The sequence below is a fragment of the Lentzea sp. CA-135723 genome, assembly GCF_050936595.1.
GTDB lineage: Bacteria > Actinomycetota > Actinomycetes > Mycobacteriales > Pseudonocardiaceae > Lentzea.
On sequence record NZ_JBNJMK010000001.1, the window covers coordinates 1,113,797 to 1,131,945 of the forward strand.

Here is an 18,149-nt window from a genome sequence, read left to right on the forward strand (position 1 = left end):
GAGGTCGTCACCGTGACGAATCTCCCCAGGGTCTCCGGTACCTCCAAGATCAGGGCTGAAGAGCTCCTCGACCGGTTCCGGGTGCTGTCCGAGCAGATGACGCAGACGCTCGGGCGGGCCGTCGGTGAGCTGAACGCGATGGCGGACCCGAGCGTCGCGGAGAGCCTGGTCCAGGCGGCGGAGGCCGAGGCGGCTCGGAGGGTGGCGGAGGCGCAGGCCGACGTGGCGTCCGCGGAACGGCGCCGGCACGACGCCGAGCAGGCGCGCAAGGCCGCCGAGGCGGTGACCGAGCAGGCGGTGCGGGCGGCGGAGGAAGCCGACGAGGCCGCGGACCGGGCGTTGACCGAGCGCGACGAGGCGCTGGAGGCGGCGCGAGTTGCGCAGGAACGGGCCGAGGCGGCGGTCGCCGAGGTCAGGGTGCAGGCGGCGACGGTGGTCGAGGAGATCCGGGCCGAGGCGGCGCAGGCCAAGGACGACGCGGTGAAGCACGCGGAGCAGGCTCGGCGGCAGGCGGCCAAGGAGATCGAGCAGGCACGGGTGTCGGCGGCCGAGGAGGTGGAACGCGTGCGGGGCGAGTCCGTCCGGCAGGTCGAAGAGGCGCGGGCCCAAGCGGCGGCGGAGATCGACGCCGCGCGAGCTCGGGCCACTGCGGAGATCGAGCGCATGCAGGACGAGGCTGACCAGGTGCGAGCCCTGGCCGCCGAGGAGGCCACGCGGGCACGCGCCGAGGCTCAGACCATTGCTGACCAGGCCAAAGCCGAGGCGTCTGCGGCGGCGCAGGCCGCTGAGCAGGCGCGGCAGGAGGCGGCGGACACCATCAGCCGAGCCGCCAAGGCCAGGGACCTGGCCGTGGTGCGGGCGGAACGGGCCGAGCAGGCCGCCGACGACGCGAAGGCCGAGTTGGAACGGTCACGGGCCGAGTTCGAGGTGCGGCTCGCGCAGGTTCGGCAGGAGTCGGCGGAGCAGGTGGCGGCGGTGCGGCAGACGTTGGCCGTGGTGGAGGACGCGCGGGCGCAGACGGTGACGCGGGCCGAGCGGGCCGAACGTCAGCTCGACGAGGCCAGTGAGGAGCTTCGAGCTGCGCGGCGGGCGAAGACCTCGTCCTGAGAGGCGCTGCCGTCGTGTGGGCAGCCTCTCGAGCGAACGCAGTGAACCACGAACCTTGCTCACGCCGCGTTACCGCTGCCGCAGCCTTACTCGGGCTGGAGGTGCCGGATCGAGTTCGACGAGTCCGGCATGCTCCAGCACGACGGCCACGTAGTTGGCCGTCTGTCGTTTGACGTAGCGCTTCAGATACCCGTCGAGGGCTGCCTGGTCACCGTGTACGTCGCGATTGGCGCCAATGCGAATCCAATCGCGTTTTCGCAGGAAGTCCATGAGGCCTTCCAGGCACGCCCAAGTGAACGTTGTCCGGTTTTGTTTTGGGCCGAACAACAGGACCAGCTCGGATGCGCCGAGTTCGTGGACAACGAATGTGGCTCGCCCACTCGGCGTTGGCAGGCGTGTGCCGGGCGGGATCTGTGCGCGAATGGCGGCTTCGACGGGACCCGACATGGCCGGATTCTTTCCCTATCAGCTCATGGCCGCAACCATCGACCGTGTCGTCACACCGCAGTAGAAGGTGCTGCGGACTCGGCAAGATCTGCAGCTGACGGGTGCGTGTGGTTGCCAGCGTGTAGTGGTGGCAGAACTAGGTTGATGCTGTCATAAAGAACTGGGGTATTCCAGCTCTCGGCCAACGCCCACGGGCCGTAGCCCGAGTAACGCGCCGTCAGTGTCCATGGCGATCACTCCACCCCATTCTTCCTCGGCCTGGTGGCGCTTCCCGGCCCACACCGCCTGCACGCTCGGGAGAGCCGACTGGTATCCCTGAAGATCCTTTTCTGCGAGCAGCTGATGCAGCCCGACCAGCGCTCCGGAGAAAGCTTCCATCCGCTGCGTTCCGAACCGGAAGACGTGGTCGGTACCGATGAACCGCATGCCGCCCAGTACGACACTGGTGTCGAAGACCGTGTCGGTGCCGGGAAGCGTGTACTCGGATCCGACACGGGCCTGCTGACGGGGCGTCAACAACTCTCGCGCGGACCTTCTATCGCCGACGAAGGCGAGCAGACTGGCCGCGGAAGTCCGAGTCAGCACGCGCGAGAACCATTCCGAGCGTTGCGGGGGAATGTAGAACCCAGGCCGTGTGTCGTCCGAACCGTCCGACGCCTTGACCGGTATGCCAGCGAACTCGTGGAGTTCCTCAACTGGCCCGTTCAGTGACAGGGAACGTTCCTCTGGCACCGCGAGCACGCCATCGCCCTCCGGATCGAGGATCAGCATCTCGATGCCGCCGTTGCCGGCCAGCGCGGTCGCCATCAGCAGACTCGGTGGCGGCGCGGCACTCCCGTCGCTACGCCCCACCACTACCGCATTGACCTGAGCGGATGCCTTGGCCAGCTGTTCGTGTTGGGCTACCGCTCTGCCGTGCGATCCCTTGCATTCGACCGTGACAAGCCGTGCCGGTTGATCGTCCTTGAGACCGACGAGGAAGTAGTCCGGGCGGAGCAGGGTGTTCTCACGCGACCGGACCTCCGCGCCTCTGAGCGCCCACCCGGCTTCCAGCGCGACATCGGCATCGACGATCTGGAACTGGTAGTCAGGATGCCTTTTCTGGACGATGCGCAGTGACGCGGCGAGGGCGAACGCGATCCCCAGATCCTCGGCCTGGACGGATTTCCGGTGGTAACGAGGATCGCGGCCGTCCGCCGACAATTCCATTCGTCCCTGGTAGTTGGCCTGCAGGGTCGTGATGTACTTGAGGCAGCTCCAGTGTTGAGCCAACGCACGCGACGACCCGTGACCGGACAGCACGGTCGCCCGGCCGAGGGTGTGCAGCAACTCCCACGGCGTGATCGACATGCTGCCGCCGTGCTCGTTCCTGGCGACCGGGGTCAGCTGCGGCTTCCGCTCGGGAACCTCGTGCTGCTTCGCCTTCCGATCGAGGTCGATCTTGGCTGCCCTCTGAAGAACTTTCCCGACGAGTCGCGTGTCCGACTGAAAGGTCACCGACGACGATTCGAACAGCCGCCGTAGCGCCTCGACCATGTCCGCCAAGACCACTCCCTGTGTCTCAGGCATCAGCGATCAAGTCTTACCGCCCCAGCCGCACACGCGCCTGCCTGCAAATGAGTGACCTGTAGGCGTTTCGCGAGTCATCAAGAGCGCTGCAGACGGGCGAAAGAACGTCCGCGCTGTTGGACTCGGCGAACGGCTGCCACCTATTTGTCCATAGAGGACGCCGACGGTATGAGCTGTTCACGTTGCGACGGTCCGGCACATGCAGGCGTACAAGCCGTTTGTCAGTGCCGAGCCCGCGGAGATCGACGAGAAGTTCGACCATGGTCGCGGGGTTTACGCAGGCCGGTGTCGGCACGACGCCGAGCGGGCCGAACGTCAGCTCGACGAGGCCAGTGAGGAGCTGCGGGCTGCGCGGCGGGCGAAGACCTCGTCCTGAGAGGCGGCCATCTCGCGCAGTGCCGACTTGCGTTCGCGGCTGGTGAGGCGGTCCAGGTAGAGGCGGCCGTGGAGGTGGTCGGTCTCGTGTTGCAGGCAGCGTGCGAAGTAGCCGCGGCCCTCGACGACGATAGGGGTGCCGTTCTTGTCCTGGCCGCGCACGATCGCGCGGTCGGGTCGGGCCACCGTGCGGTACGGGCCCGGGACGGACAGGCAGCCTTCCGGTTCTTCGAGGAGGGTGCGCTGGTCGGGTGGCAGGTCGTCGAGGACCGGGTTGCAGATGTGGCCTCGGTGGTGGGTGCCCCGGTCGTCGGTCATGTCCCACACGAACAGCTGCAGGTCGACGCCCACCTGGTTGGCGGCGATCGCGGCGCCCTCGGCTACGTGGTTGGTGGCGAACATGTCGTCGATGAGCTGGTCGAGCTCAGGCGTGCCGAACTCGGTGACCTCGCGGCAGCGGCGGGCCAGGATCTCCTCGCCTACGACGGTGATGCGGCGCGGCGTGCCGCGGAAAGCCTCGGACATGCTTTGCAAAGTAGCAGGGTTTGCAAAGCGGTAGGGTGTCGGGCATGTCTCGACGGCCTCTTCCCGACCATCCCGTGCGCGTGGCGTTGCTGGACCTGCTGGCCGAGCACGGCACGCTGACCTCGACGCAGGCCGCCGCGCTGCTCGGGCAGAGTTCGGGGTTGTGCTCGTTCCACCTGCGGCAGCTCGCCGAGCTGGGGCTCATCGAGGAGGCCCCGCACCAGGGCGGGAAGGCGCGGCCGTGGCAGCTGCGGTGGGAGGCGGACGGTCCCGAGCCGTCCGAGGAGACGTTCAGCGCGCTCATCCACGTGACGCCGCAGGAGATGGCGGAGATCGGGGCGTCGATCCGGCGGTTGTTGTTCCGGTACCGCGACCGGGGGACTCGGCCGACCAGCGCTGTGGCGGTGACCGCGGAGGTCCGGCTGCTGAACGGCGACCCAGTAGGCTGAGCCGCGATGTCTCAGCTGAAGGGTGACTGCGCCAACTGCTTCGGGTTGTGCTGCGTCGCGCTGCCGTTCGCCCGGTCCGCCGACTTCGCCGCCACCAAGGACGCCGGCACGCCGTGCCGCAACCTGCTGGCCGATCACCGGTGCGGGATCCACGACGAGCTGCGGCAGAACGGGTATCCGGGCTGCACGGTCTACGACTGCTTCGGCGCGGGCCAGCGGGTGTCGCAGACCGTCTTCGGCGGCACGGACTGGCGCACCGCCGAGCGCGAGAAGATGTTCGCGGTGTTCCCCGTGGTCAGGCAGCTGCACGAGCTGCTGTTCTACCTCGACGAGGCCCAGCGCCTGGACCCGCACGACGACCTCGCCGAGGCGTTCGCCGAGGTCGAACGGCACACCGTCGCCGGGCCCGACGACATCCTGGCGCTCGACGTCGCGGAGATCCGCGCGAAGGTCAACGTCCTGCTGTTGCGCACCAGCGAACGGCTGCGGACCAGCGCGAAGTCGTACCGGGGCGCCGACCTGATCGGCGCCCGGCTGCGCAACAGGAACCTCGCGAGCGCCGACTTCCGCGGCGCCTACCTGATCGGCGCGGACCTCACCGGTTCCGACCTGTCGCGGGCGGACATGATCGGCGCCGACCTGCGCGGAGCGGACCTGTCGGGTGCGGATCTGAGCACGTGCCTGTTCCTGACCCAGCCTCAGGTCAACGCCGCGCGCGGCAACGCGAGGACGAAGTTGCCCCAGGCGCTGTCCCGTCCCCCGCACTGGTCTGCCCAGCCCGCCCGGCGCCGCTAGAACACACCTGCTACCCCACGAATGGGTCTGACCAGCGGTTTCGATTTGACTGAAATTTCAGTCAGGCTTAGGGTGGGGTGCATGAACAGGCGCAACTTCGTGCAGACGGCAGCCGCGGCCATCAGCGGCGTGCTCGCCGGCTGCGCGAGCGGAACGGGCGGGGACACCGTGACCAAGGCGAACGCGGGCAGGCAGTGGGTGATGCCCGAGGAGGGCGAGCCGCACCGCAGGACGTGGATGGCGTTCGCCGCGAGCGACCGGATCTGGGGTCGTGACCTGCCGAAGGTGCGGGCGGACCAGGCGAGGATCGCGACCACGATCGCCCGGTTCGAACCGGTGTCGGTGCTGGTGCGGGCCGAGGACCTGGAGATCGCCCGGCCGCTGCTGCCCGGCGTGGACCTGGTGACCGCCGAGCTCGACGACCTGTGGGTGCGCGACACCGGTCCGGTGTTCGTGCGCGACGGGGGCGCCGTCGACTTCAACTTCAACGGCTGGGGCGGCAAGCAGCAGCACGACCGTGACCAGAGGGTCGCGGGCTTCGTCGCAGGTCAGGCGAAGGCCGAGCACGTCCGCACGGACCTGGTGCTCGAAGGCGGCGCGCTGGAGGTCGACGGCGAGGGCACGGCGATCATCACCGAGAGCTGCGTGCTCAACAGCAACCGCAACCGCGGCTGGAAGAAGTCCGACGTCGAAGAAGAGCTCGCGCACCTGCTCGGGATCAGGAAGGTGATCTGGCTTCCGGGCATCGCCGGGCGCGACATCACCGACGGCCACACGGACTTCTACGCGCGCTTCGCCGGGCCGGGTGTCGTGGTCGCGGGCCTGGACAACGATCCCGACTCGTTCGACTACGACGTCACGCGCCGCCACCTGGAGATCCTGCGGGGCGCGACGGACGCGGCGGGCAGGCCGTTGCGGGTGGAGGTGCTGGAGGGGCCGGAGCGGACGCGCGTCCAGGACGACGACTTCGCGGCCGGGTACATCAACTTCTACGTGTGCAACGGCGCGGTGATCGGGCCCGAGTTCGGGGACGCGCGGGCGGACGCGGCGGCGAAGGCGACGATGGAGCGGCTGTTCCCCGGACGTACGGTGGTGCAGATCGACATCGACGGCATCGCCTCGGGCGGTGGCGGCATCCACTGCACCACGCAGCAAGAACCGAAGTGAGGGCGCCCGTGTCGGACCGCAGGACCCAGATGCTCGAAGCCGCGGTGCGGGTGATCGCGCAGGACGGCGTGCGCGGGCTGCGGGTGGAGAAGCTCGCGGCCGAGGCCGGGGTGTCCACGGCGTTGATCTACTACCACTTCAAGGACCGCGCCGGGATCCTGCGGGCCGCGCTGGAGCACGTGAACCACCGCGCCCTGACCTACACCGACGAGCAGACGCGGTCGGACGACCCGCGGGAGCAGGTCGAGCAGATGCTGCTGGGCGAGCTGCGCGACGACGACCGGGTGCGCGAGACCAGCGTCGCGTGGGGTGAGCTGCGGGCCAGCGCGGCGTTCCACGAGGAGCTGCGGGAGCCGTTGCGCGTGGCGACCGAGGCGTGGAACGACGACGTGGCGGCGCTGGTGGGCCAGGTGAGCGCGGACGTGGACGCCGCGGCGGTCGCGGAACGGCTCACCGCGCTGGTCGAGGGCCTCAGCGAACGCTGGCACAGCGGGTCGCTGAGCCTCGACCGGGCGCGGGAACTGCTGGCGGGCGCGATCTCCCGGGAGCTCGACCGGGCGCGTTAGACGGCGAGGCGTTGCTGCGCGACGGCCCGTGCGAAGCCCTCGACGTTGTCGATCATGATGTTGTGGCCGGTGTTGGGCACGGAGACGAGCTGGACACCGGCGGCGGCGAGTTCGCGGCCACCGCTGGGCTGCGCGTCCTCGGGGTGCAGGAACACGCGCGGGATCTCCAGTTCCAGCAACAGCTTGCGCATCGTCGGCGAGGTGCCGCGCACGAGGTCGACGGCGCTGCGGTAGAGGGCTTCGCGGCCCGCCATGCGCATGGTGGCGGCCCAGTGCGGGCCGACGTCGCGCAGGACGCGGTCGAAGCCGTGGCTGAGGAACTCGGTCTCGCCGTAGGCGGCGATGCCCCGGCTGCCGGGCGCGCCCAGCGACGGGGTGGCGGGGTCGATGTTGGGGTCGACGAGGACGAGCGAGCGCACCATCTCGGGGTGGCGCGCGGCGAGCACGATGGCGACGGCGCCGCCCATGCTGTGGCCGATGATCTCGCAGCGGCGCAGGCCGATCTTGGCGAGCGCGACGGCGAGGGCGTCGGCGTGGCCTTCCAGCGAGTAGGCGAACCCGCTGGGGCGGTCGCTGATGCCGAAGCCCAGCATGTCCATCATGAGGCTGCGGCGGCCCGCCAGCAGCGGGTGCGCGACGGCCTCGGCGTAGTAGGGAGCCGACGAGGCGCCCAGTCCGTGCAGGTAGACGCGTGCGGGTGTGGCTCCCGGCACTTCGACCCAGCGGATCCGGACCCCAGGTCTGATCTCGACGGCGCGCATGTCTCTCCCGGCGGTAATCGGTTTCCGGACCCTACCTCGCGCTCCGAGCGACCGAGAGCGGTTTCGAGAGTCCGTTCTCGGTTGGTCAACGAGCCGTGCGCACACCACCGCGAGCGACAGCGTCACGGCGGTGAACACGAAGGTGTAGCGGAATCCTATGGCGGCGTGCGGGGGTCGTGAGCGTGCTCCCTCGCACAGGCGCACCGACGTCGAACGGCGTGGCGGTGGGGGCCGGCGGCAGGACCCAGGCGCGGCGAAGTGCCATCGCGTGATGCTCGTCCTTCGCGGCGGCGATCGACAGCGACCGAACGGCGGCTTTTAGCGCCCGCGCGCGGGTTCTGACAAGCGGCGGACGTCCTGGGTTCCGCGATGTGGGCGTCGTTGGCCGACGCCGTCCGGCTGCGGACGATGACCGTCAACCTCGACGACGCTGCTGCTCGCGATCGGCACCAACCCGGCCGCGGCGTCGGCGACGGTGCACCTGGCGGAGATCGGCACGACGCTGGCGTCCGGGTTCTCGCACTGGCGCTTCGGCAACGTCGACTGGAAGGTCGTCGCGAAGATCGGCATCCCGGGCGCGGCCGGCGCGTTCGCCGGGGCGACGTTCCTGTCGAGCCTGTCGACCGACGTGGCGGCGCCGATCATGTCGCTGGTGCTGCTCGTGCAGGGCCTGTACGTGCTGGTCAGGTTCACGACGTTCGGGCTGCCGCGCACCAACCTCGGCAAGCCGCTGCGCACGAGGTTCCTCGCACCGCTGGGCCTGGTGGCGGGGTTCGTGGACTCGACCGGCGGCGGTGGCTGGGGCCCGGTCGGCACGCCCGCGATCCTCGCCAGCGGCCGGTTGGAGCCGCGCAAGACGATCGGGTCGATCGACACCAGCGAGTTCCTCGTGGCGGTGGCGGCGAGCGCCGGGTTCTTCGTCGGCATCGGCAACGAGGGCGTGAACTTCTCCTGGGTGCTGGCGCTGCTGGCCGGTGGCCTGATCGCGGCGCCGGTCGCGGCGTGGCTGGAGCGGCACATCCCGCCGCGCGTGCTGGGCTCGGCGGTCGGTGGCCTGATCGTGCTGACCAACACGCGGACGTTGCTGCGCAGCGACTGGATCGACGCGAGCGACGCGGTGAAGTGGCCGGTCTACGCGGTGATCTGGGTGGCGTGGGCGGCGGCGCTCGCGTACTCGATCCGGCAGCACCTGGCCACGCGCGACCTGGACCGCGTGGACGTGGCGGCGAAGGGCGAGGCCACCAGCGCCTGACGGGCGGGCTCTGTGGGTCAGTCGTCGATGCCGAGGGCGGCGCAGGCGGCGGTGACGGTGGCGGCGCGCAGTTGCTCGACCGGGGCGTCGGGGAACTGCATCGTGCAGTCCTGCATGCCGCCGAACGCCAGCACCGCCCTGGCCTGCTGTTCCAGGGTGGCGGCGGGCCCGTAGACGAGGGTCGTGAGGCGGGCGCGCCACGCCAGCACGACATCGATGAGGCCGAGCTCCGCGAGCGTGGTCAGCTCGGTGAGCAGCAGCATCATGTCCGCGCGGTGGCGGTGGTGGAAGTCGAAGAAGCCCTCGACGAGCTCACGGGCTGCCACGTCCTCGCGCTGTTCCATGCGGGCCAGGAACGTCTCGCCGTCGTCGAGCAGCGGGGTGACGATGCTGCGGATGAGGTCGTCGCGCGAGGCGAAGTGGTAGTAGAGCGCGGGCTTGGTGATGCCGAGGCTCTCGGCGATGTCCTGCAGGCTGGTCTGCTGCACACCGCGTTGGGCGAACAGGTCGCGGGCGGTCTGCAGGATGCGCTGCTTGGTGTCGGACTGTCGGGCCACGGCGGAAATCTTACTTAACGATCGGTCAGTTGTGGTGCTAGAGTCGGCCACGTGACTTACCGACCGTTAAGTAAGGGGGTGTGACGTGCGGATACTGGTTTCCGGAGCGAGCGTCGCCGGTCCGGTGCTCGCCTACTGGCTCGTCCGGTACGGGCACGAGGTGACCGTGGTGGAACGCTCGCCGGTGCTGCGCAAGACCGGTGGGCACGCGGTCGACCTGTTCAAGCCCGCGATGGACATCTCCGAACGCATGGGCGTGCTGGAGCGGGTCGAGTCGCTGGCGACCGGGACCACGCGGCTGTCGTTCCTGCGCGAGGGGACGCGCACGCCGATCACCGGGGACGTCACGAAGATCTACGCGGCCGCGTCGGACCGGCACGTCGAGATCATGCGCGACGACCTGAGCGAGATCTACTACGACGCCACCCGCGCGGACGTCGAGTACGTCTTCGGCGACTCGGTCACGTCGATCGGCGCGGACGGCGAGGTGACGTTCGAGGCCGGGACGCCGCGGCGGTTCGACCTGGTCATCGGCGCGGACGGGCTGCACTCGACCGTGCGGCGGCTGGTGTTCGGCGAGGTCGCGAAGTCGTTCACGGGCGCGTACCTGGCGGTGCTGTCGGTGCCTCGGGAGGAAGGTGTGCCGGGGGCGATGACCGGTCACATCGGGCCTGGTCGCAGTGCGGCGGTGTACGGGGCGCGGCACCTGGACGACGCGCGGGCGGTGTTCCTGTTCCGCTCACCGGAGCTGAGCTACCACCACCGGGACGTGGCGCGGCAGAAGGAGCTGCTGCGCGAGGCGTTCGCCCGGCTGCACCCGCAGGTGGACGACTGGCTGTCGTTCCTGGACGCCGGCGGGGCGTTCTACTTCGACTCGATCACGCAGCTGCGCGAGGACACCTGGTCACGGGGACGGGTGGCGCTCGTCGGGGACGCGGCCTACTGCCCCGGCCCGGCCATCGGCGGCAGCACGAGCCTCGCCGTGCTGGGCGCGTACGTGCTGGCGGGCGAGCTGTCCCGGGGCGGCGACCACTCGGCGGCGTTCGCCCGGTACGAGAACGAGATGCGCGGGATCGTGCACGACAGCAGGGCGTTCGCGCTCGGTGTGGCCAAGACGCTGATCCCGGCGACGAGGGCCGGCGTGTGGGGGCTGACGCGCGGCATGCAGGTGGTGACGGCGCTGCCGTCGTGGCTGGTGCGGCCGCTGGCGAAGCTGAACTCCAAGGGCGTGCGGATGCACGACTCGTTCCCGGTGCCCGACTACGGGCGTCAGGGCGCCGCGACACCGGCGCCCTGACCCGTTCAGCCGGCTAGAACTGCAGGCTCCACTTGTCGAGGAATCCGGTGTCCTGGTTGGCGTTGTCGTTCACCCGCAGGTTCCAGGTGCCGTTCGCGACCTCGCTGGAGGCGTTGACGGTGAAGGTCTGCAGGATGTTGTCCGCGCTGCCGCCCGCACGGTTGTGCAGGACGTAGACGGTGCCGTCCGGCGCCACCAGGTCCACCTTCAGGTCGCCCTTGTAGGTGTGCTTGATGTCGACGGCGACCTTGAGGGTGGCGGGCGCGTTGCCCGTCACGCCCGCCACGGTGATCGGCGAGTTGATCGTGGTGTTGTCGAGGATCTGGAAGTCCGCGGCGTTCTCGAAGAACTTGCCGCCGGGGTCGGGCGGGTTGACGCCGCAGTACTGCGCTTCCTTGCCGATGGCCTCGTACGGGCAGTCGGCGCGTTCGAGCAGCTGCAGCACGGCCTCCTTGTTGCGCGAGGTCTGCGCGGGGATGACCTCGTCGGGCGGGTAGAAGCCGCCGCCACCGGCGCTGCCGGGGTACATCTCGAAGGTGTAGGCGAAGATGCCCTGCGTGCCCCACAGCCAGTCGGGGATGGACCCGTCGGTGATGTAGAGGTCGCTGGACTGCTCGGGCGTGTAGCCGTTGCTGGCCGCCATCGACTGGCCGATGGTGGCGAACGTGTCGCGCTGGTCCTGGGTCAGGCCGGGCGCGATGTCGTCGTAGGTCCAGCCCCACGGCCACAGGATGAGCTCGCTGTAGGTGTGGAAGTCGATGGACGCGCCGATCTGCTGCTTGCCGCCGACGTTGCGGCTGCGCACGAAGTCGGCCACGACCCTGACCTCGGGCGCGGACGCCGCGCTCGGGCCGCGGTAGGTCTCAGAGCCGGTGCTGCCCGACGAACCGCCGCAGCAGCCCCACTTGTAGTCCCAGTTGCGGTTGAGGTCGGTGCCGACGTTGGACGACCCGGCGTTGGGCTGGCGGTTCTTGCGCCACGACCGGTAGCTGCCGGTCGCGATGTCGTACTCGCCGCCGTCGGGGTTGACGTCCGGGATGATCCAGATCTCGCGGGTGTCGACGAGGCCCTTGATGCGCGCGTCGGTCGCGTACTGGGTGGTGAACTGGTTGACCAGGTACAGCGCCATCTCGACGGTGAGGTGCTCGCGGGCGTGCTGGTGGTGCGTGAACAGCACCTCCGGCTCGTTCTCGTCCACGCCGACGTTGTCGCTGATCTTGAGCGCCACGATGTCGCGGTTCTCGTAGGACTTGCCGATGACCTGCTTGCTGATCAGGTTCGGGTACGCCGCGACGGCGTTGTTGATCTCCGTCGTCATCTCGGCGTAGTTGTGGTAGTTCGAGTCCGCGGCGGGGAAGTCGAACGGCCCGATGGCCGCGTTCGCCTCCATCCGCTTGGGCAGCTCGGTGACCTCGAACCCTTGCGCCTTCAGGTTCCTGACCTCGCGGCCGGTCGCGGTGATCACGACGATGCCGTGCTCCTCGACCGAGTCGATGGCGGCACCCGACTTGGCGAGCTTGGTGCGCTGTTCAGCGGTGCGAACGTTGCTGACCTGGTAGTTCGTCGACGTTTCCGAGGCGTCGGGGGCCGCGCCGGTGGGCACGCCTCCCATGGCGAACACGACGCTCGCGGCGACGGTGACCCCGATCAGGGGTCTGAGATGGCTCTTTCGCATGCAGGGCAACCCTTTCGTACCACGGCAGGGACATGGCTTCTCGATGTTTAGTCCGTGTGAAGGCTCACTGTCAGCCCGCCATTCGTATGGGGTTATGTGGTGGGATGACGCGTTACGACGCCGTGGAGGCGGGTTCTTACCGGGTGGCGCGGGAGATCGCGCTCGAGGGGTTGTCGTCGTGGCGGGACGCGGTGGCGCCGTACCTCACGCCGGGCCGGGTGGTGCTGGACCTGGGCGCCGGGACCGGGTTGTTCGTGCGGGCGTTCGGCGCGTGGTTCCCGGATGTGTCGGTGGTGGCGGTGGAGCCGTCTTCGGACATGCGCGCGGCCTCCGGGGTGCCGATGCTGGCCGGGGACGCGTGCTCGGTGCCGTTGGCGGCGGAGTCGGTGGACGTGGTGTGGATGTCGACGGTGATCCACCACGTCCGCGACCTGCCGGCCGCCGGCGCGGAGCTGCGGCGCGTGCTGCGGCCGGGCGGGGTCGTGCTGGTGCGGTCGTTGTTCCGCGAGCGGCACTCCGGGATCGGGTTGTTCCGGTTCTTCCCCGAGGCGGAGCGGGCGCTGTCCGGGTTTCCCTCGGTCGCCGAGGTGGCGGACGGTCTCGGGTTCGGCGTGGAGTTGTTGTCGCCGGTGCCTCAGGTGACGGCGTCGTCGTTGGCGGACAGGGCTTCCACGGTGCGGCAGGAGGCGGACACGTTGCTGCGGTCGCTGACGGCGGCGGAGTTCGCGGCGGGGCTGCGGCGGCTGCGCGCGGCGGCCGAGGTGGAGTCCGGCCCGGTGGTCGACCACCTCGACCTGCTGGTGCTCAGAACTGTCGGTGCCGTCTGAGACGCTGTCGGGTGTGGACGAAAAGGACCTCCTGCACCGGTATCTGAACGCGGCGCGTTCGGCGTTGCTGTGGAAGCTCGACGGCCTCTCGGAGTACGACGCGCGCCGCCCGCTGACCCCGACGGGCACGAACCTGGTGGGCCTGGTGAAGCACGCGGCCGGCGTGGAGCTCAACTACTTCGGCCGCGTGTTCGACCGCCCGTTCCCGTCGCCGCCGCTGTGGTCGACGGCCGACGCGTTACCCGCGTCGGACATGTACGCCTCTGCCGACGAGACGCGGGAGTCCGTCGTCGCGTTCTACGGCGAGGTGCGGGAGTTCGCGGACGCGACGATCGCCGCGCTGCCGCTGGACGCCGCGGGCCACGTCTCGTGGTGGCGCGAGGGCCGCCCGCGATGTGACGTTGCGGCAGGTGCTGGTGCAGGTGTCGATCGAGCTGCACCGCCACGCCGGGCACGCGGACGTGGTGCGCGAGCTGATCGACGGCGCGGTGGGCATGCAGGACGGCAACACGAACATGCCCGCGGTGGAGGCCTCGTGGTGGGCCGGGCACCACGCCCGGCTGGAGGAAATCGCCGCCGCTGCGGACCGGGCTCTGCCAGGGTGAGGGCCATGGCCGCTGATCCGAAGACCTACCTGCACCGCTATCTGAAGACCGCCCGCGAGTCGTTCCTGTGGAAGCTCGACGGCTTGTCGGAGTACGACGTCCGCCGCCCGCTCACCCCCACCGGCACGAACCTGCTCGGCCTGGCCAAGCACCTGGCGGGCGTCGAGGTGGGCTACTTCGGCGACTGCCTGGGCCGCCCGTTCCCGGAGAAGCTGCCGTTCGACGTCGACGCCGACCCGAACTCCGACATGTTCGCCACCGCGTCGGAGACGCGCGAGGACATCCTGGGCTTCTTCGCGCGGGCGACGGCGTTCGCGGACTCCAGCATCGAGGAACTGCCGCTGGACGCGCCGGGCGTGGTGCCGTGGTGGCCGGAGGAGCGGCGGTACGTGACGCTGCAGCTGCTGCTGGTGCACGAGATCGCCGAGGTGAACCGGCACGCGGGGCACGCGGACATCCTGCGGGAGGGGCTGGACGGGGCGGCCGGGCTGCGGTCGGGGAACTCGAACCTGCCGGACCAGGACTGGCAGGCCTACCGGGCTCGGGTGGAGCAGGAGGCGCTGCGGGCGTCGGGCCTGGCCTGACGCGCATCAGGCCAGGTGTGGGCTAGGCGCGAGGCGGCGGCCCATGCCTGAAGTGTCGAGCCAAGACGGGTCAAGGATGTCTTCAGGGCCTGGCAAAGCCGAAGGCGAGGCGTCCTTCCCTCTCGGCTCGGCCCAAGCGGTATCGCCACCTGGGAATCACGCTGACAGGCGACACCCGGCGATCGATACTGCTGAGCATGGGTAAGGAATACGAGCGGATCGAGCCGCGGCTGTGGGAGTTCATCGAGCGGCAGAAGGTGTTCTTCGTGGCCAGCGCCCCGCTGGCCGGTGACGGGCACGTCAACCTCTCGCCCAAGGGCCGGCAGGGCACGTTGCGGATCCTCGACGACCGCACGGTGGCTTACCTGGACTTCGGCGGCAGTCACGCCGAGACGATCGCGCACCTGCGGGAGAACGGCCGCATCACGCTCATGTGGTGTGCGTTCGAGGGGCCGCCGAACATCGTGCGCGTGCACGGGCGGGGTGAGCCGGTGTTCCGGGACGACCCGCGGTTCGCCGAGCTGGTGGCGGGGTTCGGGGAGGCGGACGGGCCCGCGTTGCGGGCGGTGATCGTGGTGACGGCGGAACTGATCAGCGACACGTGCGGGTTCGCGGTGCCGTTCATGGACTACCGCAGCGAGCGGGAGCTGCACGCGGACTACTTCGGGCGCAAGACCGACGAGGAGTTCCGCGAGTACACCGACAAGAAGCCGTACAACATCGCGAGCATCGACGGGTTGCCGGCGATGGAGTTGCCGCTGCCGCCGCGGTGACGAAGTTTTCCGGGGCGGTGTCGAGAACGGCGGGGCGGCTCCGTCCCCTGGGCATGACGACGATGACGCGGGACGAGATCACCGAGGTTCTGGGCCGGCCGCACAGCGCGGAGCTGTTGCGGCGCGACGTGCTGCGGATGGCGTACGTGGCCAAGGACGGCACACCGCGGGTGGTGCCGATCGCGTTCACCTGGAACGGCGAGCAGGTCGTGCTGTGCACGACGAAGAACGCGCCGAAGCTGCACGCGCTGAAGGCCAATCCGGCGGTGGCGCTGACGATCGACACCGAGGTGCACCCGCCGAAGATCCTGCTGGTCCGCGGCACCGTCGAGCTCGATCACGTCGACGGCATCCCGGAGGAGTACCTGCAGATGAACGGCAGCTACGAGATGTCGCCGGAGCAGCGGGTGGAGTGGGAGCGCGAGGTGCGGTCGCTGTATGTCGACGGCATGGTGCGGATCGTGGTGACGCCGACGTGGGCGAAGCTGATCGACTTCGAGTCGACGCTGCCCAGCGCGGTGCAGGAGCTGGTGGAGCGCCGGTCAGCTCGACAGGAAGCGGTCCAGGACGCGGACGCCGAACTCGAGGCCGGCGACGGGGACGCGTTCGTCGACGCCGTGGGCCATCGCCCGGTAGTCGAAGCCCTTGGGCAGCCGCAGCGGTGAGAAGCCGTAGCAGTGGATGCCCAGCCGGCTGAACGCCTTGGCGTCGGTGCCGCCGCCCAGGCAGTACGGCAGGACGTGCGCGGCGGGGTCCTCGGCGCGCAGGGCGTCGGCCATGGCGGTGAACCAGGGCGTGTCGATCGGCGCCTCGACCGGGGGCTGGTGTTCCAGGAACTCGCGGGTCACGCCGGGTTCCAGCAGGGCGTCGAGGGTGGTGACCAGTTCGTCGACGGTGCCGGGCAGGGTGCGGACGTCGAGCTGGGCGGTCGCGGTGCCGGGGATGACGTTGACCTTGTAGCCGGCCTGCAGCATGGTCGGGGTGGCCGAGCAGCGCACGGTGTTCTCCGCCAGCTTCGCCGCGGGGCCGAGGCGGGTGAGGGTGCCGTCGACGTCGTCGAGGTCGACCTCGACGCCCAGTGCCTTGCCCGCGCCGACGAGGAACGCCTCCACGGTCGGGGTCAGCCTCACCGGGTGCCGCACGGCCGCGATCCGCGCCAGCGTCGTGACCAGGGCGGTCACCGCGTTCTGGTCGTTGCGGCGCGACCCGTGCCCGGCGCGGCCGGTGGCGGTGAGCCTCATGTGCGACGTGCCGCGCTCGGCGGTGCCGACGGGGTAGAGCCGCACGCCGCCGACGTCGTAGGAGAACGCGCCGGACTCGCTGATCGCCGCCTCGACCCCGGCGAAGTGCGCCGCGTGGTGCTCCACGAGCCAGTGCGCCCCGTGGACGCCCTGGTCCTCCTCGTCGGCGACGAACGCCAGCACGACGTCGCGGCGCGGACGGCGGCCCTCGGCGTGCCAGCGGCTCAGCACCGTCAACGTCATCGCGGCCATGTCCTTCATGTCCACGGCGCCGCGGCCGTGCACGAACCCGTCGCGGATCTCGCCGCCGAACGGGTCGAAGCTCCACTCGGCCGGATCGGCGGGCACGACGTCGAGGTGCGCCTGCACCAGCAGCGCGGGCAGCGACGGGTCGGTGCCGGGCACGCGCGCCAGCACGTTGGCGCGGCGCGGGGCCGGTTCGAGCAACGTCGACGGCACGCCGCTGTCCTGCAGCAGGCCCGCGACGTGCTCGGCGGCCTCGCGTTCGCCCGCGCTGTCGCCGCCGCCGCGGTTGGTGGTGTCGAACCGGATCAGGTCTGCGCACACCTGCGCGACGTCGAGCGACATGAATCCCACGGTAGCCGCCCGTCCGATGTGGAATCGCACAGCCGCGAGTGCCGGCCGGGGTGTGGGGCCTCAGCCGTAGAGGTCCTCGATCGCGGCGGCGGCGATGTGGGTGACGACCTTGAACGCCTTCATGGCCTCGGTCATGGACGCGGCGTCGAAGCCGACGCGCCGTTCGCCGACCAGGTCGACGGTGGGCACGAGGGCGGCCGCCTCGGCGAGGTGGGTGGCGTCGAACTCGATCTCGATGCGGTGCGGTGTCACGGATTGCGCCGTTCGGCCCGCACGGGACATGGCCGAAAGTGACGCTTCTGTGATCTGTGAAGAAGTCACCGCCGGGGGCAGGCACACGGCGGCGTAGCGCGACACGCACTCCTTCACGGCGACCGCGGCGGCGTCCGGTGCGTAGCCGGTGGCGTCGGTGCAGGTGAGGTCGTCACCGGTCACGAGCAGCACCGGAACGCCGTGTTCGGCGGCGAGGGCGGCGTTGAGGCGGCCTTCGGAGGCGTGCTCGCCGTCGAGCCACACGCCGGTGATCGAGTTCTCCAGGTAGGTGTGCGCGAGCACGCCGCGCGCGCCGGCGCCGGTGTGGTAGCCGAGAAAGACCACACCGTCCACTTCGGAGTCGATACCTTGCATCATCGACAACGGTTTGTGCCGGCCGGTGAGCAGGCGTGCGGCGTGGTGGAGGTCTTCGAGCAGCAGGTTTCGTTGCGAGGAGTGCGCCTCGTTGACGAGCACCCGCTCCGCCCCGCCCGCGACGAGTCCGGCGACGCAGGCGTTGACGTCCGCTGTGAACAGGCGCCGGAACCGTTGCCACTGCTCCGTTCCAGGGACCACGTCCCCGGTCCAGGTGACTCCGGTGGCGCCTTCCATGTCCGCCGAGATCATGATCCGCACATCTCGGTAAGTTAGCGGTGGGCTGCTGGGGAAGAGGGGTTTTCGTGCGGGTGAAGTTGTGCGCGTTGCTTGCTGTCGCAACGACACTGGGG

Annotated in this window: 18 protein-coding genes and 3 pseudogenes; 13 read left to right on the forward strand and 8 right to left on the reverse strand. The window is 69.9% G+C overall.

Annotated features, from left to right (window positions below; all coding sequences use genetic code 11):
* Positions 1–12 precede the first annotated feature (12 nt).
* The gene (locus ACQEU1_RS04730; protein ID WP_433196592.1) at positions 13–1,107 is read left to right on the forward strand and encodes a hypothetical protein; all 1,095 of its coding nucleotides are present in this window, start codon (positions 13–15) and stop codon (positions 1,105–1,107) included.
* Between the two features lie 69 nt (positions 1,108–1,176).
* Here ACQEU1_RS04730 and ACQEU1_RS04735 read toward each other — a convergent pair whose 3' ends face one another.
* The 3 genes from ACQEU1_RS04735 to def all read right to left on the reverse strand — a co-directional run bounded on the left by ACQEU1_RS04735 (position 1,177) and on the right by def (position 4,023).
* Positions 1,177–1,554, reverse strand: a complete 378-nt coding sequence (locus tag ACQEU1_RS04735) for a hypothetical protein (protein WP_433196594.1) — start codon at positions 1,552–1,554, stop codon at positions 1,177–1,179.
* 150 nt (positions 1,555–1,704) lie between these two features.
* Complete coding sequence (locus ACQEU1_RS04740) at positions 1,705–3,099, reverse strand: hypothetical protein (protein ID WP_433196596.1); 1,395 nt, start codon at positions 3,097–3,099, stop codon at positions 1,705–1,707.
* A 339-nt stretch (positions 3,100–3,438) separates the two neighbouring features.
* The gene (gene def, locus ACQEU1_RS04745; protein ID WP_433196598.1) at positions 3,439–4,023 is read right to left on the reverse strand and encodes a peptide deformylase; all 585 of its coding nucleotides are present in this window, start codon (positions 4,021–4,023) and stop codon (positions 3,439–3,441) included.
* A 44-nt stretch (positions 4,024–4,067) separates the two neighbouring features.
* Here def and ACQEU1_RS04750 point away from each other — a divergent pair, with 44 nt between their 5' ends.
* The 4 genes from ACQEU1_RS04750 to ACQEU1_RS04765 all read left to right on the forward strand — a co-directional run bounded on the left by ACQEU1_RS04750 (position 4,068) and on the right by ACQEU1_RS04765 (position 7,000).
* Positions 4,068–4,472 carry a winged helix-turn-helix domain-containing protein gene (locus ACQEU1_RS04750; protein ID WP_433196600.1) on the forward strand — a complete coding sequence of 135 codons (405 nt, stop codon included), beginning with the start codon at positions 4,068–4,070 and terminating at the stop codon, positions 4,470–4,472.
* A 6-nt stretch (positions 4,473–4,478) separates the two neighbouring features.
* Positions 4,479–5,267: a pentapeptide repeat-containing protein gene (locus tag ACQEU1_RS04755; protein ID WP_433196602.1), complete on the forward strand. Its 789-nt coding sequence runs from the start codon at positions 4,479–4,481 to the stop codon at positions 5,265–5,267.
* 81 nt (positions 5,268–5,348) lie between these two features.
* Positions 5,349–6,434 carry an agmatine deiminase family protein gene (locus tag ACQEU1_RS04760; RefSeq protein WP_433196604.1) on the forward strand — a complete coding sequence of 362 codons (1,086 nt, stop codon included), beginning with the start codon at positions 5,349–5,351 and terminating at the stop codon, positions 6,432–6,434.
* Between the two features lie 8 nt (positions 6,435–6,442).
* Positions 6,443–7,000: a TetR/AcrR family transcriptional regulator gene (locus tag ACQEU1_RS04765; RefSeq protein ID WP_433196606.1), complete on the forward strand. Its 558-nt coding sequence runs from the start codon at positions 6,443–6,445 to the stop codon at positions 6,998–7,000.
* Here ACQEU1_RS04765 and ACQEU1_RS04770 read toward each other — a convergent pair.
* The gene (locus tag ACQEU1_RS04770; protein WP_433196608.1) at positions 6,997–7,761 is read right to left on the reverse strand and encodes an alpha/beta fold hydrolase; all 765 of its coding nucleotides are present in this window, start codon (positions 7,759–7,761) and stop codon (positions 6,997–6,999) included. The two genes, ACQEU1_RS04765 and ACQEU1_RS04770, sit on opposite strands and share 4 nt — an antisense overlap.
* A 433-nt stretch (positions 7,762–8,194) precedes the next feature.
* Here ACQEU1_RS04770 and ACQEU1_RS04775 point away from each other — a divergent pair, with 433 nt between their 5' ends.
* Positions 8,195–9,013 carry a sulfite exporter TauE/SafE family protein gene (locus ACQEU1_RS04775; protein WP_433211322.1) on the forward strand — a complete coding sequence of 273 codons (819 nt, stop codon included), beginning with the start codon at positions 8,195–8,197 and terminating at the stop codon, positions 9,011–9,013.
* A gap of 17 nt (positions 9,014–9,030) precedes the next feature.
* Here ACQEU1_RS04775 and ACQEU1_RS04780 read toward each other — a convergent pair whose 3' ends face one another.
* Positions 9,031–9,570, reverse strand: coding sequence for a TetR/AcrR family transcriptional regulator (locus ACQEU1_RS04780; RefSeq protein WP_433196610.1), 540 nt, complete (start codon positions 9,568–9,570; stop codon positions 9,031–9,033).
* An 85-nt stretch (positions 9,571–9,655) separates the two neighbouring features.
* Between ACQEU1_RS04780 and ACQEU1_RS04785 the strand changes: the two genes are divergently transcribed.
* Positions 9,656–10,867, forward strand: a complete 1,212-nt coding sequence (locus ACQEU1_RS04785; protein WP_433196612.1) for an FAD-dependent monooxygenase — start codon at positions 9,656–9,658, stop codon at positions 10,865–10,867.
* Between the two features lie 13 nt (positions 10,868–10,880).
* Here the strand turns inward: ACQEU1_RS04785 and ACQEU1_RS04790 are convergent, their stop codons facing one another.
* Positions 10,881–12,542 carry a M14 family metallopeptidase gene (locus ACQEU1_RS04790; protein WP_433196614.1) on the reverse strand — a complete coding sequence of 554 codons (1,662 nt, stop codon included), beginning with the start codon at positions 12,540–12,542 and terminating at the stop codon, positions 10,881–10,883.
* 104 nt (positions 12,543–12,646) lie between these two features.
* Between ACQEU1_RS04790 and ACQEU1_RS04795 the strand changes: the two genes are divergently transcribed.
* The 6 genes and pseudogenes from ACQEU1_RS04795 to ACQEU1_RS04820 form a co-directional block, all read left to right on the forward strand.
* Positions 12,647–13,369 carry a class I SAM-dependent methyltransferase gene (locus ACQEU1_RS04795; RefSeq protein ID WP_433196616.1) on the forward strand — a complete coding sequence of 241 codons (723 nt, stop codon included), beginning with the start codon at positions 12,647–12,649 and terminating at the stop codon, positions 13,367–13,369.
* Positions 13,370–13,382: 13 nt separating this feature from the next.
* Positions 13,383–13,694: pseudogene (locus ACQEU1_RS04800) on the forward strand (DUF664 domain-containing protein); the annotation flags it as partial.
* A 97-nt stretch (positions 13,695–13,791) separates the two neighbouring features.
* Entirely contained in the window at positions 13,792–13,974 is a 183-nt protein-coding gene (locus ACQEU1_RS04805) for a hypothetical protein (protein WP_433211325.1), read from the forward strand.
* Positions 13,975–14,015: 41 nt separating this feature from the next.
* Positions 14,016–14,558 (forward strand): annotated as a pseudogene (locus ACQEU1_RS04810) (DinB family protein); the annotation flags it as partial.
* Positions 14,559–14,755: 197 nt separating this feature from the next.
* Positions 14,756–15,331, forward strand: a complete 576-nt coding sequence (locus ACQEU1_RS04815; RefSeq protein WP_433196618.1) for a pyridoxamine 5'-phosphate oxidase family protein — start codon at positions 14,756–14,758, stop codon at positions 15,329–15,331.
* Between the two features lie 62 nt (positions 15,332–15,393).
* A pseudogene (locus ACQEU1_RS04820) lies at positions 15,394–15,654 on the forward strand (pyridoxamine 5'-phosphate oxidase family protein); the annotation flags it as partial.
* A 219-nt stretch (positions 15,655–15,873) separates the two neighbouring features.
* On the opposite strand, the gene ACQEU1_RS04825 reads toward ACQEU1_RS04820, so the two are convergent.
* Both ACQEU1_RS04825 and ACQEU1_RS04830 read right to left on the reverse strand, forming a co-directional pair.
* Positions 15,874–17,160 carry a M20/M25/M40 family metallo-hydrolase gene (locus ACQEU1_RS04825; RefSeq protein ID WP_433196620.1) on the reverse strand — a complete coding sequence of 429 codons (1,287 nt, stop codon included), beginning with the start codon at positions 17,158–17,160 and terminating at the stop codon, positions 15,874–15,876.
* 69 nt (positions 17,161–17,229) lie between these two features.
* A complete protein-coding gene (locus ACQEU1_RS04830) occupies positions 17,230–18,057 on the reverse strand; it encodes a M55 family metallopeptidase (protein ID WP_433196622.1) in 828 nt (275 codons plus the stop codon).
* Positions 18,058–18,149 lie beyond the last annotated feature (92 nt).